The sequence below is a fragment of the Pseudomonas sp. NCHU5216 genome (genome assembly GCF_052156495.1).
In the GTDB taxonomy this organism is placed as follows: domain Bacteria; phylum Pseudomonadota; class Gammaproteobacteria; order Pseudomonadales; family Pseudomonadaceae; genus Aquipseudomonas.
The window spans coordinates 1-14,236 of sequence record NZ_JBQLIX010000028.1; the positions used below are offsets into that span (position 1 = coordinate 1).

The following is a 14,236-nucleotide window of genomic DNA, read 5'->3' on the forward strand; positions in this document are numbered from 1 at the left end:
CGGATGGCGGGGCCAAGCCTTTTTGCCTTCTTTTGTGGCGTTTGACAAAAGAAGGTCGCCGGGGGGCGAAACAGGAGACATCAGCTAAACGCCGATAAGCAGCTTGAACACCGAGACAATCGAAATCAAAACACAAACTTGCCAGTCCGGTATCAAAACCAACTTCCCCGCGATCCCGCGAAGAACCTTATTTTTCCACGAAAGCACGCTCGATCAGATAGTCCCCCGGCTCACGCATGCGCGGGGAGATCTTCAGGCCGAAGCTGTCGAGCACCTGGCTGGTCTCGTCGAGCATGCTCGGGCTGCCACAGATCATCGCGCGATCGTCCTGCGGGTTGATCGGCGGCAGGCCGATGTCGGCGAACAGCTTGCCACTGCGCATCAGGTCGGTCAGGCGGCCCTGATTCTCGAACGGCTCGCGGGTTACCGTCGGGTAATAGATCAGCTTTTCCTTCAGCGCATCGCCGAAGAACTCGTTGCGCGGCAGGTGCTCGGTGATGAACTCGCGGTAGGCCACTTCATTCACGTAGCGCACGCCATGCACCAGAATCACCTTCTCGAAACGCTCGTAGGTTTCCGGATCCTGGATCACGCTCATGAACGGCGCCAGGCCGGTGCCGGTGCTGAGCAGGTAGAGGTGCTTGCCGGGGTTGAGGTCATCGAGCACCAGGGTGCCGGTGGGCTTCTTGCTGATGATGATCTCGTCGCCTTCCTTGAGGTGCTGCAGCTGCGAAGTCAGCGGGCCATCGGGCACCTTGATGCTGAAGAACTCCAGGTGCTCTTCCCAGTTGGGGCTGGCGATGGAGTAGGCGCGCATCAGCGGGCGGCCGTTGTCCTGCTGCAGGCCGATCATCACGAACTGGCCATTCTCGAAGCGCAGGCCCGGGTCACGGGTGCACTTGAAGCTGAACAGGGTATCGTTCCAGTGGTGGACGCTGAGCACGCGCTCGACGTTCATATTGCTCATGATGATGTTTTCCTCGAGAAACACAGCGCCCAAAAGCGCGATTGCGCGGCATTCTATTCGCGGCAACAATATCTGTTAAGTGGATTATCAAGATATAGGTTATCGGTTATATCGATATGCGATTTACCCTCAGACAACTTCAGGTATTCGTCGCCGTGGCGCAGCATGAGAGCGTTTCCCGCGCCGCGCAATCGCTCGCATTGTCGCAGTCGGCCACCAGCACCTCGCTCACCGAGCTGGAGCGCCAGTCCGATTGCCAGTTGTTCGACCGCGCCGGCAAGCGCCTGGCGCTCAATGCCCTGGGCCATCAACTGCTGCCCCAGGCGGTGGCCCTGCTCGACCAGGCGCGCGAGATCGAACGCCTGCTCGGTGGCAAGAGCGGCTATGGCTCGCTCAACGTCGGCGCCACCCTGACCGTGGGCAACTATCTGGCCACCCTGCTGATCGGCAGTTTCATGCAGCATCACCCCGAATGCCGGGTGAAGCTGCAGGTGCACAACACCGCCCACGTGGTGCAGCAGGTGGCGCATTATGAACTGGATCTGGGATTGATCGAGGGCGACTGCCAGCACCCGGACATCGAGGTGCAGCCCTGGGTGGAAGACGAACTGGTGGTGTTCTGCGCGCCGCAGCATCCCCTGGCCCGACGTGGCAGCGCCAGCCTGGAAGAACTCACCCACGAAGCCTGGATCCTCCGTGAACAGGGTTCGGGCACCCGCCTGACCTTCGATCAGGCCATGCGCCATCACCCCAACCGCTTGAACATCCGCCTGGAGCTGGAGCACACCGAAGCGATCAAACGCGCCGTGGAATCCGGTCTGGGCATCGGCTGCATTTCCCGCCTGGCCCTGCGTGACGCCATCCGCCGGGGCAGCCTGGTGGCGGTGGAAACCCCGGCGCTGGATCTGCGCCGGCAGTTCTACTTCATCTGGCACAAACAGAAGTACCAGACCGCCGCCATGCGTGAGTTCCTCGAGCAGTGCCGTGCCCTTACGGCCGGCGTGAGTCGCAGCGATCAGATCGTGCTGCCGCCCATCGTCTGAACGAACTGGGCTCGGGCTCAGTGCGCCGGGATCGACTCCATCTGCTGCAACAGCAAGGCAGCCTGAGTCCGGGTACGCACCCCCAGCTTGCGGAAGATGGCGGTGACGTGGGCCTTGACCGTGGCCTCGGAAACGCTCAGCTCGTAGGCGATCTGCTTGTTCAGCAGGCCCTCACAGACCATGGTGAGCACGCGGAACTGTTGCGGCGTGAGGCTGGCCAGGCCGGCACTGGCGGCCTTGGTTTCCTCCGATACCGGCGTGCTCTCCTCGGCCAGCGGCGGCCACCAGGTATCGCCATCGAGCACCTGGCGCACGGCCTGCTGCAAGGTTTCCAGCGGGCTGGACTTGGGAATGAAGCCACTGGCGCCGAACTCGCGAGAGCGGTTGACCACCGAGGCCTCTTCCTGAGCGGAGATCATTACCACCGGGATTTGCGGGTACTGCCCGCGCAGCAGCACCAGGCCGGAAAAGCCATAGGCGCCGGGCATGTTCAGGTCGAGCAACACCAGATCCCAGTCGCCTTTCTCAGCCAGGCGGCCTTCCAGTTCGGCGATGCTGGCAGCTTCTACCAGACGTACATCGGGCCCCAGCCCCAGGGTCAGCGCCTGATGCAGGGCGCTGCGAAAAAGCGGGTGATCATCGGCAATCAGGATTTCATAAACGGCCATTGGCAGATCCTGTTGTTTTTATGAGCGGCGCCCTTTGGCGCCTCGACTCCCTTGTCCGCTCAGCGTAGCGCATCTGGCACGCCGCCTCCCCTCGCGGAGCCAGGGCGGCGCTCAGCATGCCGAGACGTGACGAGGTGGTCAAGCACGAGACTTTGCGGCAGGATGCTGCGCTTTGCACCGAGAACTGCCATGCCAAATCCCGCCCTGCGTGCCGATCTGCTGATGCTGTTGACCGCGATGATCTGGGGCAGCGCCTTCGTGGCCCAACGCCTGGGCATGGACAGCATCGGCCCCTTCCTCTATACCGGCTTGCGTTTCGCGCTCGCCAGCCTGGCCCTGCTGCCGGTGCTGATGCTGCTGCAACCGGGTAAACGGCAAGGTGCCGCGCTCGATCGCAGCACGCTGCTCGGTGGCATGATCATGGGCCTGGTACTGGCGCTGGGGATCAATCTGCAGCAGGTCGGCCTGCTGTTCACCAGCGTGACCAATTCCGGCTTCATCACCGGGCTCTATGTAATCGTGGTGCCGCTGCTCGGTCTGTTCATCGGTCAGCGCAGCAGCCTGGGCATCTGGCTGGGCGCCTGCCTGGCGGTGCTCGGCATGTTTCTGCTCAGCGTCGGTGAAGGCTTCAGCGTGGCGCCCGGCGATTGGCTGCAACTGGCCGGCGCTTTCGTCTGGGGCATCCATGTGCTGCTGGTGAGTTTTTTCGCCAGCCGTAACGACCCGCTGCGCCTGGCCTTGATCCAGTTCGTCACCTGCGCGCTGATCAGCCTGCTGCTGGCGGCGATCTTCGAGACGGCAACGCCAGACGGCATCCTCGCCGCCGCCCCGGCGGTGCTTTACGGCGGCCTGCTTGGCGTGGCGGTCGGGTTCACCCTGCAGGTGGTGGCGCAGCAGCACGCGATCGCCTCGCATGCGGCGATCATCCTGTCGCTGGAAGCGGTGTTCGCCGCCATCGCCGGCGCCCTGCTGCTGGGCGAAGTACTGGCCTTGCGCGGCTACCTGGGTTGCGCCTTGATGTTCGCCGGCATGCTGATCGCGCAGTTGTGGCCGAAACCGTCAGCGCTCAGCGGTACGCCTGCAGACGCTGGTGCAGCGCGTCGTTGAGATCCAGTGGCAGGCGCCGCTTGGCTGCCAGGTAGTGCTGGCTGAAAGCATCCAGATAATCGTCCAGTGCGGCACTGGCCTGGTCATCGCCGGCCAGTTCCAGACACAGCGCCGCCACCTCGGCAGTGCACAGGTGGTCGCCGCGCGTCGAGCGGCGCAGGCGATAGCGCGAGAGCTGCTCCGGCTTGAAGCTGAGCACCGGCAGCGCATCCAGATAGGGGCTCTTGCGAAACATCTTGCGCGCCTCGGTCCAGGTGGCATCCAGCAACACGAACAGAGGCCGTTTGCCGGGCGCCAGATTGACCTCCTCGACCACGCGTTCCTGGCCCGCATACTCGCCGGGAAACACCAGATAAGGCTGCCACTGTGGCTCGGCCAGCAGCGTCGGCAAGGCCGGATCCACCTCGGTACGCGCCCAGCCGAAGGCGTGGGTATCGGGCACCACGTCGGCGATCAGCCAGCCGGTATTGCTTGGTTTGAGCGCCTCGATATCGTGCATCACCAGGCACATGCCCGACTGCGCCGCAATCTGCGGGCGCCAGGCGCACAGGCAATAAGCTGGCTGGATGCGACAGGCCGGGCAGCGCTCGGCCCGCGAACCGCGGGCGATGAAGGGTTTCAGGCTGCGCGCCAGACGTTCGGCGCGCAGACGGGCGACAGCATGCTGAGGCGCAGGGGAAGAAGGTAAGGTCATGACGCGATGGGCCGGCAAAGGGGGCGCAAGTCTATCACCCCCTGCAGCCCGGCTTCAGAAGCTGTGATTCAGCGCCAGACCGACGAAGTGGATGCGCGTGCGGTATTCCCCCGTGTAATTACCGCCATTGCCAGTGCAGCGTTCACCGCTGTCCACGTACAGGCCGCCGCTGCCCGGTATCCAGCCGGCAGGCGAACAGCCGTCGCGGTAATCCATCTTGCCGCTGGAAAACTGCACGAAGCTGTAGGCCAGATCCACCGAGGTGTCGGGGGTGAACTTGTAGTTGGCACCAAAGGACAACCAATAGCGGTCGGCATCCGGGAATGCCGGATGGCGCAGCTCGGGGGAGTTGACTGGCGACTTGTCGTAGGCCACCCCGGTACGCAACAGCAGGTCATCGCTGTACTGGTAGTTCATGCCCAGGGAAATCTTGTAGGTGTCCTTCCAGTCCTGTTTGACCGCCAGATCCCCTTCGGTGACGCCGTTGAAGTAGGGATAACCTGCGACCTGATCGATCCCTATGCGCACCTCATCGAGCCGGGAGTGGCGAGTGAAGGTCAGGTCGGCCATCAACGCCACCTTGTCGTTGAGCTGATGGAAGGCGCTGAACGAGAGGGTTTCCGGGGTATCGATGGCGGTCTTGGCCTTGGAGTTCGGGTGCAGGCGGGTTGCGGCGAAGTCGCCGGGGTTGATCCAGTTGCTCGGATCCAGCACCTGGCCGAGTGCGTCCTCTGGCGGCAGCGTGATGATACCCAGGTCTATCCCGCCGCTCAGGTCGGTATCAGGCGAAGGTACACTTCCCGACACGTCAGCGAAGCTCCACTTGGTCTCGCCCTCCAGGGTATGGCGGATATGCGAGCGATAGGCTACGCCGAAGCGTGTCGACTCGGTCGGCTCCCACATGTAGCCGATATTCCAGCCATAACCCCAGTCGTCACCCTTGACCCGGAAATAGCCATCGCCTTGTACGTTGTCGGCAAAGTTCTTCGCCACACAATCAACGAAGGCATCTCCGCCCTGCCCGTCACAGGATGTGATCTCACTCGGTACCGTCAGCCCGCCATAGAGCAGCGGAATGGCCACCTGACCGAGTGGTGAAGCCGCCAGTTCGGTAAGATCCTGATTGGCCTTGACGAACTGCCCGGCCAACTGCCGCGAAGCTCCCTTCACATCGGCAGCGCCACGTTGAATGGATTTGATGTACTGCGCCGAGACACCAAAGCCGATGCTGTGGTGTTCGTTGAAGCGAAAGGAAATACTGGGGTTGAAGGTCACGGTTTCCAGGCTGGCGGACTGGATGCCGTAGCGCCCGGCCCAGTCTTCCTTGTAATTGAGCTTGGCGCCGTAGGGCGTAAAGATGCCCAGACCGATGGTCACGCGGTCGTTGATCTCATGCGAGAAATAGAAATTCGGCGCCCCGGCCGCATCCGGCAGGAAGTCACCGGCATCGCCCTGCACCGGATTGCCGAATACGTCACGACTGCCTTTGTCCTCGTACTCGCCATCGGGCAACACCAGGGTCAACCCGGAGGTCACCTGGGTGCCCTTGAGCCGGGCCAGGCCTGCCGGGTTGTAGAAAATGGTCGAAGGGTCGGCCGCTTCCGCACCGTTGGCATGGGCAGTGCCCTGAGCGGCCACGGACTGGGAACCGAAGTGATAACCGGAGGCCTGCACCTCTAGGCAGGGCAAAACCAGTAAACTGCCAGCCATCAGAGACGATGGCCAGCGCCGAGAGAAAGTTGTCATTATTATTCTCCTGCACTGCACGCTGTCTTGAACGCCGCTTGCACAGCGGCTAGTTCTTCGGACGGACGTACTATGAGGACGATCCCCAGCCTTTGGTCGTGACGACGACTGGCAGCCAAATGCCATTACGTCTCAATTCGTAACACCCATTTCTTCACGGGCAAATGGCCAGCAGGCGAACAACGACCACCTCGCCCTGTCCAATCCGCTGTCCTTGTTTTCAGGAGTCAACCCAGATGCTGCGTTACATTCTTCCCGCGCTCGCGCTCAGCCTGACGCTTCCGCTCGCTCAGGCGGCCTCACTCAAGGAAATGGAGTTGACGCGAACGCTGGAAAAGGTCGCCCAGGAAAGCAGCGTGGGCACGCCGCGGGCGATCAACGAAGACATTCTCGATCAGGGTTATACCGTCGATGGCCACACCCTGATCAACCACCTCAGCGTGCGCCCGGCGCATGCAGCGAAAATGCGCGGCAACCCCGACATCGTCAGGAGCCAGCTAGCGGCCAGCGTCTGCCGCAATCCGGGTTATCGCCAACTGCTGAGCGAGGGTGCGCAGTTGCGCTACCAGTTCAGCGAATACCGCAGCAATCGGCCGATCACCACCGAGGTATTCGAGCGCAGCGACTGCGGTCTGTAGGCTGGCCTCAGGCTGCGCCACGCAGGGTTGCGTGGCGCCGTTCCTCAGCCCTTGGCACGACGCTGCGCGTCACCGGCGCGCAGCTCGGCCAACAGCGCATCCATGTAGCGTGAACGACGCACGCCGCCCTCGAGGCGACGCAGGCATTCGTCTTCCAGGCTTAGCTGGTTCACCCGTGCCGCTTCCTGCAGCATCTGGTACAGCTCTTCATCCACTTCCACGATCAGCTTGGGCATACCTGCCCTCCTCTACCCGTCGCTACTCGATGCAAGCCGCCGGGTTGCGGCTTAGCAACACATCGTCCCGCAGCCTATTCATGTGCCGGGTTCGAACATCGTGTCCGATCTCGCCATCAGGCCCGTCATGTATCTGGATAGCGAGCTTCGCGGAAAGATCCCTATCCTGCAAGTAAATCAGACGCCTGACGCTCACCAGCTTGTGAAGACGAACGGCACGCCAGCCCATTGGCGCCAATGCCCTTGCAGGTAGCGAACCGGCCTGCATGTCGGGAGCGACCGGCAGGGTGCCAGGCAGAAACGGGATCGGCCTGTAAAGCGCGCTTACGAAAAGCTTGCCGCCAGGCTGCAACCTGGCTGTGACAAGCTGCTGCCCAAGCCATAATTCAGGGAAACGGCGCGGGCGCGCGCAGCTTGCCCCCACACCAGTCCAAGAAAAGGAGAATGTCCATGCCTTATGAACCGGACGATTACCTGTCGCGCCATGTGCAGACCAGCGAGGTCGACCTGCCGAGCAAGGTGGACGAACTGCTGGCGCTTGCCGCTCCGGGCAACAGCCCGAACCTGCCGCTTTACCGGGAAATGCTCAGCACCGTGATTCACATGGCTCAGGCCGATCGTAACCGCTGGGACGCCAAGATCATGCTGCAGACCCTGCGCGAGATGGAAAAGGCCTTTGCCGTGCTGGAACAGCTCAAACGCCGGCGCAAGGTCACGGTGTTCGGCTCGGCACGCACCCCGGCCGATCACCCGCTCTACCAGCAGGCCCGCACGCTGGGTACGCTGCTGGCGCAGCATGATCTGATGGTCATTACCGGCGCCGGTGGCGGCATCATGGCCGCCGCCCACGAAGGCGCGGGGCAGGACAACAGCCTGGGCTTCAACATCACCCTGCCCTTCGAGCAGACCGCCAATGCCACGATGCGCGGCAGTCACCATCTGCTGTCGTTCCATTTCTTCTTTCTGCGCAAGCTGTTCTTCGTCAAGGAAGCCGATGCCCTGGTGCTCTGCCCCGGCGGTTTCGGCACGCTGGACGAGGCACTGGAGGTGCTGACCCTGATCCAGACCGGCAAGAGCCCGCTGGTGCCCGTGATACTGCTCGACCAGCCGGGCGGCAGCTATTGGAAGGATGCCCTGGGCTTCATCCGCCGCCAGCTGGAAGACAACGGCTACATTCTGCCCACCGACCTGAACCTGCTGCACCTGGTCTACAGCCCCGAAGAGGCAGTGGATGAAATTGCCCGCTTCTACCGCAACTTCCACTCCAGCCGCTGGCTCAAGGATCGCTTCGTGATTCGCCTCAACCACCCGCTGAGCGAAGCAGCCCTGGAACGCTTGAACGGCGATTTCGCCAGGCTGTGCAAGAGCGGCGGTTTCAGCCAGCAGCAGCAGTGCGAGCAGGAGCGCGACGAGCCCGAACTACGCCACCTGACACGCCTGGCCTTCACCTTCAACGGCCGCGACTACGGCCGCTTACGGGCGCTGCTCGACCTGGTCAACGAGCCGCATAACTGGGTAAACACCTAGCCCGGATGCAATCCGGGCTAGGTGTTTACCTCCCCTCGGGGAAGAGGGTCTATCCGGCGACACTGAGCGCGGCCTGAACCACCCTCTCCCCAGCCCTCTCCCATAAATGGGAGAGGGAGCAGTTTTTCAACGGCCTGCTACAGCTTGTGGCTTGAAGCTTGTCGCGGCTCCTCTCAAGCGTTACCGGCCACCTTGAGCCTGGCGGCCTGGGTAAAGTCGAGCATGCGCTTGAGCGGCTTGATGGCCTTGGGGATCAACGCCGGGTCCACCTGAATCTCGCCCGTGCCTTCGCGCAGCCCGGTCAGCACGCGTTCCAGGGTATTCATCGCCATCCACGGGCAATGCGCGCAACTGCGGCATGCCGCGCCGTTACCGGCCGTCGGCGCCTCGATGAAGATCTTGTCCGGGCATAGCTGCTGCATCTTGTAGAAGATGCCGCGGTCAGTGGCGACGATGAAGGTGGAATTGGGCAGGGTCTGCGCCGCCTTGATCAACTGGCTGGTGGAGCCCACCGCATCGGCCAGTTCCACCACATTCTGCGGCGACTCCGGGTGCACCAGGATGGCGGCGTCCGGGTACAGCGCCTTCATGTCCATGAGCTGCTTGGACTTGAACTCCTCGTGAACGATGCAGGCCCCGTCCCACAGCAGCATGTCGGCGCCCGTCTCGCGCTGGATGTAATTGCCCAGATGCTTGTCCGGTGCCCAGATGAGGGTCTCGCCGTTGTCCATTAGGCTCTCGACGATCTCCAGGGCGCAACTGGAAGTCACCACCCAGTCGGCACGCGCCTTCACCGCCGCCGAGGTATTGGCGTAAACCACCACGGTGCGTTCCGGGTGCTGGTCGCAGAAAGCCGAGAATTCGTCCACCGGGCAGCCCAGATCCAGCGAGCAGGTCGCCTCCAGCGTCGGCATCAGCACGCGCTTTTCCGGGTTGAGAATCTTCGCCGTCTCGCCCATGAATCTGACCCCGGCCACCACCACGGTCTGCGCCGGGTGCTGGTTGCCGAAGCGGGCCATTTCCAGAGAGTCGGCAACGCAACCACCGGTTTCCTCGGCCAGGGCCTGGATCACCGGATCGCAGTAATAGTGCGCCACCAGCACCGCGTTCTGTTTCTTCAGTTCGGCGGCGATCTCGCGGCGATAGACAGCCTCCTCCTCGGCGGTCAGCGGCTTGGGCTGCTTGGCATCGAGATGGGCTTGAACGAGGAGACGTTCGGAAATCTGCGTCATTTCATCAGGCTCTGATTGTTGTCCGGCGCGCCGAGTATACCTTCCCGATACCCCCGGAAAGAACGAGCTGACCAGCGAATCAGAGGAAAGTCGGCTCACGCCAAGGCGCCAAGCGAGGTCGTAGGTGGTCGCCAGACGCCTTGCAGTGCCTCATTGCGTTGCATGCTTCAACTCGACGCTTCTTGGATCGAGTTCCAGCGCCCGATGATCTCGGGCCAACAAGCTGTAGGCCGTGGGCAGGATGAACAGGGTGAAGGCAGTGCCCACCAGCATTCCACACACGATCACCAGCCCCAGGCCTTGCCGGCTGTGAGCCCCGGCACCGCTGGCGAACAGCAGCGGGATGAGGCCCACCACCATCGCCGCAGTGGTCATCAGGATCGGCCGCAGGCGAATGCGTGCTGCACGCAGTATGGCGGCATGACGGTCGAGCCCTTCCCTGACCTGTATCTCGTTGGCGAAGACCACCATGAGAATGCCGTGCTTGCTGATCAGGCCGATCAGAGTGACCAGACCGATCTGGGTGTAGATGTTCAACGTCGCCAGGCCCAAGGCCAGGGGAATCAGCGCACCGCAGATGGATAACGGCACGGTGAACAGAATGATCAAGGGATCCACCAGGCTCTCGTACTGAGCGGCCAGCACCAGATAAATGACGATAACCGCAAGCGCGAAGGCGAACGCCAGGGTATTGCCTTCCTGTACGTACTGCCGTGAGTCGGCCTGCCAGTCCAGGGTGAAACCCACCGGCAAATCGGCGCTGGCTCGTTGCAGAAAGGCCACGCACTGTCCGAGGCTGACACCAGGCGCGGGAATGGCCTGCAGCGTTGCCGAGTTCTGCTGGTTGAACTGGGTCAACTTGTTGGGTTCGATCTTCTCTTCCACCTGCACCAGAGCCGACAGCGGCACCAGGCGCCCATCGCGGCTGCGCACGTATTGCTGCCCCAGGGCCTCGGCACTCATGCGCATTTCGCGGGTGCTCTGCGGGATGACGTCATAGGAGCGCCCCTGAAAGCCGAAGCGGTTGACGTAGTTCTCGCCGACCAGCACCGCCAGGGATTGGCCGATGTCGCTCATGCGCACACCAATGGCATTGGCCTTGTCACGATCGACACGCAGGCGCAGCACCGGATTGTTGTAATCCAGGTCGCTGTCCACCGCGGCGAACAGGCCACTGTCACGGGCCTTGCGCTTCAGCGTTTCCATGCTGTCATACAGCGTGCGGTAGTCCTGCGACGTGCGCAGCACCAGTTGCACCGGCATGCCCCCCGTGGAGCCGGGCAAGGGGGGCAGTTGGAAGACGAAGATGCTGGTGCCTTCCACATCGCCGACCCTCTGCTGGAGATCGGCCTGGATCGCCGAGGCGTCGCGCTCGCGTTCATCCCAGGCGGACAGGTTGATGCCACCGAAGCTGGTGGCCGGCCCGTCGGTGCCGTTGATGATCCAGCGGCTGGTGGTTTCCGGCAGTTCCTGGAACACCTCGTCGAGCTTGCGGGAAAACAGCTCGCTATAGGCCAGGTTGGCGTATTGCGGCGCCTTGATGGCGGCGAGAATGCTCGCCTGATCCTCCACGGGCGCCAGCTCACGCTGCGCCTGCTGGTAGAGCCAAGGCAGACTGCCCAGCACGATCGCGGCGACCGCCAGGGAAACCCCTCGATGCGCCAGCGAGCGCTGCAGCAGGTTGCCGTAGCGCTGCGCAAGTGCCTCGAAGAAGCGGTTCGCCCCCTGCGCCACGCGACTCTCCTGATCATGACGCAACAACATGGAGGCCATCACCGGCGAAAGCGTCAGGGCCACGATGCCGGAGATCAGCACGGCCCCCGCCAGGCTCAGGGCGAATTCCCGAAACAGCGCACCGGTCAGGCCACCCATGAAAGCGATCGGGGCGTATACCGCGGCCAGGGTCAGGGTCATGGCGATCACCGGCCCGGCCACCTCCCGTGCGCCGAGCAGGGCCGCGACCACCGCCGACTTGCCTTCGGCCATGTGTCGATGAGTGTTTTCCACCACGACGATGGCATCGTCCACCACCAGGCCGATGGCCAACACCATCGCCAGCAGGGTCAGCAAGTTGATGCTGAAGCCAAAGGCCAGCATCAACCCGGCAGCGCCGAGCATCGACAAGGGGATGGCCATGATCGGGATAAGCACGGTGCGAAACGAGCCAAGGCAGAAGTAGATGACCACCACGACGATCAACAGCGCCTCGATCAGGGTGTGCATGACCTCGTTGATGGAGGCCTGGATGAAGCGCGCGGTCTCGAATGCCAGCTCGACCTCGACGCCTGGCGGCAGCGTTTTGCGGATCTCCGGCAAGCGCTGCTTGATCCCTTCGACTATCACCAGCGGGTTGCCACGCGGCGCAGCGAATACGCCCAGGTGCACCGCCGGCCGAGCATCCATCAGCGCACTGGTTTCGCTGGCAGCCGCGCCCAGCTCGACGGTGCCTACGTCCTTGATCCGCACCAGGCCACGGGCGTCGCTGTGTATCACCATCTCCCGGAACTGCTCGACGCTGCTCAGATCGGTATCCACTTCGATAGCGGAAACCCGATACTGACCTTTGACCTTGCCTGGCGCGGCCTGGTAGTTCTCGGCGCGAATCGCCGCTGCCACCTCCTCGGCAGTGAGCCCGCGCGCAGCCAGGCGCGCCGGGTCGAGCCACAGACGCATGGCCATGCGCTGGCCACCGAAGGTTTCCACCTTGGCCACGCCATCGATCGAGGAGAACATCGGCTCCACCACGCGCGACAGGTAATCGGTCAACGCCGGGGTGGCCAGCTCCTGGCTCGAGAAGCCCACATAGGCGACAGCGGTGGAGTCACCACTGGAGCGCTCGATCACCGGGTCATAGGCTTCTTCCGGCAGGCGATAGCGCACCTGATTGACTCGAGCCATCACCTCGATGAGCGCCTGGGTCGAGTCCTGCCCCAGGCTCAGTCGCACGTCGATCGTGCTCTTGCCCTGAACCGAGGAAGAACTCAGGTAATCCACCCCTTCCACCGACGCCAGCGCCTGAGCAATCGGCTGGGTGACGAACCCTTGCATGAGTTCGGCCGGAGCACCTGGGTATTCGGTGGTGATCCTGATAGTGGCGTTTTCCAGCAAGGGGTACTGGCGAATAGGCAGGTGTTCCAGCGCCAGCACACCGAGCAACAGGACGAGGGCATTGACCACCAGCGACAGCACCGGCCGCTGGATGAACAGGTCGGTGAACTTCATGGCTGCACACTCTGCCCGGAAACCTCATCCAGGCTGTTGCGGGACAGCACTTGCAGGGGGGCATCGTCGCTCAGCTTGATTTGCCCGGACACCACCACCCGCTCGCCCGCCTGTAAGCCCTTGAGCACCTCCACCCGGCCGTTCCAGGCCTCACCAGTGCGTACCAGTACGCGCTTGGCCCGCAGCACACCCTCCTCCTCGCGGGCGACGAACGCCATGTCGCCGTAGGCAGTCGCTACCACAGCAGTTTGCGGAACGCTCAGGGTCTTGCCGTGGCTGGGGCGACGCACCCGGGCATCGGCGAACATCCCGGCGGCCAGATGGCTGTCGCCACCGTCCAGGCTGGCCTGGACGCGGATCATCCGCGCACCGTCGAGAATCGGGTCGATGGCATTGATGCGCGCCTCGAAGCGCTGATCCGGGCGTGCATGAAAACGCAGCTCGACGACCTGCCCCAGCTCAAGCTCGGTGCGCGCTTGTTCATCGAGGGAAAAATTGACCCGCAGGTGGCGATTGTCGCTGAGGTTGGCGATGGGATCGCCGGGGTTGAGGTATTGCCCCAGGTGCACCTGGCGCAGGCCCAGTTCGCCGCTGAAAGGCGCACGGATATTCTTCTGCGCGATCAGCGCATTGACCTGCTGCAGCTCGCCAAGGGCAGCGTCACGGTTGGCGCGGGCCTGGTCCAGTTGCTCGCGGGTGGCCGCACCACCGGGCGCCAGTTTGGCAATCCGTTGCAGACGCTGCTCGGCGTTGCGCAACACGGCTTGCAAGCGTCGCCTTTGCGCCCTCTCCGGCGCGTCATTGAGGCTGATCAACAGCTGCCCGGCCTCGACCCTCTGCCCGGAATCGAAATGCAAGGCCGCCACCCGACCCGGTACTTCCGCAGTCACCTGCACCTGACTGACGGCTTCCAGGGTGCCGATACTGTTGTAATAGCGCGGCATTTCCTGGCGTTCGACCTGGCCCAGGGCGACCTTCACCCCGGGCTGCAGGTTCGTCTCAGCCTCTTCGGCCTGCACCGGCCAGAGGCTCCAGGTCGCCAGCGAAGCCGCACCCAGCACGGCCGCTGCAAGAGCGAGCGAGGTCTTCATCCTGTAAGTCTCCCGCGTTTGAAGATGCGTTGATGGTGGTGTGCGCGACGAACGCTCCCGTCGTT

The 14,236-nt window shown here is 63.0% G+C and carries 12 protein-coding genes; 4 read left to right on the top strand and 8 right to left on the bottom strand.

Annotated features, from left to right (window positions below):
• Nucleotides 1–187: 187 nt before the first annotated feature.
• Complete coding sequence (fpr, locus tag ACSVIK_RS17990; protein ID WP_442445608.1) at nt 188–967, bottom strand: ferredoxin-NADP reductase; 780 nt, start codon at nt 965–967, stop codon at nt 188–190.
• Between the two features lie 116 nt (nt 968–1,083).
• On the opposite strand from fpr, the gene ACSVIK_RS17995 reads away from it, so the two are divergent.
• Complete coding sequence (locus ACSVIK_RS17995; protein ID WP_442445609.1) at nt 1,084–2,010, top strand: LysR family transcriptional regulator; 927 nt, start codon at nt 1,084–1,086, stop codon at nt 2,008–2,010.
• Nucleotides 2,011–2,027: 17 nt separating this feature from the next.
• On the opposite strand, the gene erdR is transcribed toward ACSVIK_RS17995, so the two are convergent.
• Nucleotides 2,028–2,678 (bottom strand): response regulator transcription factor ErdR, encoded by a 651-nt coding sequence (gene erdR / locus ACSVIK_RS18000; protein ID WP_442445610.1) that lies wholly within the window; start codon nt 2,676–2,678, stop codon nt 2,028–2,030.
• Between the two features lie 189 nt (nt 2,679–2,867).
• On the opposite strand from erdR, the gene ACSVIK_RS18005 reads away from it, so the two are divergent.
• Entirely contained in the window at nt 2,868–3,785 is a 918-nt protein-coding gene (locus ACSVIK_RS18005) for a DMT family transporter (RefSeq protein ID WP_442445611.1), read from the top strand.
• Here the strand turns inward: ACSVIK_RS18005 and ACSVIK_RS18010 are convergent.
• Both ACSVIK_RS18010 and ACSVIK_RS18015 read right to left on the bottom strand, forming a co-directional pair.
• Nucleotides 3,745–4,479: a tRNA-uridine aminocarboxypropyltransferase gene (locus ACSVIK_RS18010; protein ID WP_442445612.1), complete on the bottom strand. Its 735-nt coding sequence runs from the start codon at nt 4,477–4,479 to the stop codon at nt 3,745–3,747. The two genes, ACSVIK_RS18005 and ACSVIK_RS18010, sit on opposite strands and share 41 nt — an antisense overlap.
• Nucleotides 4,480–4,533: 54 nt before the next feature.
• Nucleotides 4,534–6,225: an OmpP1/FadL family transporter gene (locus tag ACSVIK_RS18015; RefSeq protein WP_442445613.1), complete on the bottom strand. Its 1,692-nt coding sequence runs from the start codon at nt 6,223–6,225 to the stop codon at nt 4,534–4,536.
• 236 nt (nt 6,226–6,461) lie between these two features.
• Here ACSVIK_RS18015 and ACSVIK_RS18020 point away from each other — a divergent pair, with 236 nt between their 5' ends.
• The gene (locus ACSVIK_RS18020; protein WP_442445614.1) at nt 6,462–6,863 is read left to right on the top strand and encodes a quorum-sensing-regulated virulence factor family protein; all 402 of its coding nucleotides are present in this window, start codon (nt 6,462–6,464) and stop codon (nt 6,861–6,863) included.
• A gap of 44 nt (nt 6,864–6,907) precedes the next feature.
• On the opposite strand, the gene ACSVIK_RS18025 is transcribed toward ACSVIK_RS18020, so the two are convergent.
• On the bottom strand, nt 6,908–7,099 hold the full coding sequence (locus tag ACSVIK_RS18025) for a hypothetical protein (RefSeq protein ID WP_268178451.1): 192 nt from the start codon (nt 7,097–7,099) through the stop codon (nt 6,908–6,910).
• A gap of 450 nt (nt 7,100–7,549) precedes the next feature.
• On the opposite strand from ACSVIK_RS18025, the gene ACSVIK_RS18030 reads away from it, so the two are divergent.
• Nucleotides 7,550–8,626, top strand: coding sequence for an LOG family protein (locus tag ACSVIK_RS18030; protein WP_442445615.1), 1,077 nt, complete (start codon nt 7,550–7,552; stop codon nt 8,624–8,626).
• A 173-nt stretch (nt 8,627–8,799) separates the two neighbouring features.
• Here the strand turns inward: ACSVIK_RS18030 and nadA are convergent, their stop codons facing one another.
• The 3 genes from nadA to ACSVIK_RS18045 all read right to left on the bottom strand — a co-directional run bounded on the left by nadA (nt 8,800) and on the right by ACSVIK_RS18045 (nt 14,171).
• Complete coding sequence (gene nadA / locus ACSVIK_RS18035; protein WP_442445616.1) at nt 8,800–9,858, bottom strand: quinolinate synthase NadA; 1,059 nt, start codon at nt 9,856–9,858, stop codon at nt 8,800–8,802.
• Between the two features lie 150 nt (nt 9,859–10,008).
• On the bottom strand, nt 10,009–13,080 hold the full coding sequence (locus tag ACSVIK_RS18040) for a MexW/MexI family multidrug efflux RND transporter permease subunit (protein WP_442445617.1): 3,072 nt from the start codon (nt 13,078–13,080) through the stop codon (nt 10,009–10,011).
• Complete coding sequence (locus ACSVIK_RS18045; RefSeq protein ID WP_442445618.1) at nt 13,077–14,171, bottom strand: efflux RND transporter periplasmic adaptor subunit; 1,095 nt, start codon at nt 14,169–14,171, stop codon at nt 13,077–13,079. The genes ACSVIK_RS18040 and ACSVIK_RS18045 overlap by 4 nt, the downstream gene beginning before the upstream one ends.
• Between the last annotated feature and the right edge of the window lie 65 nt (nt 14,172–14,236).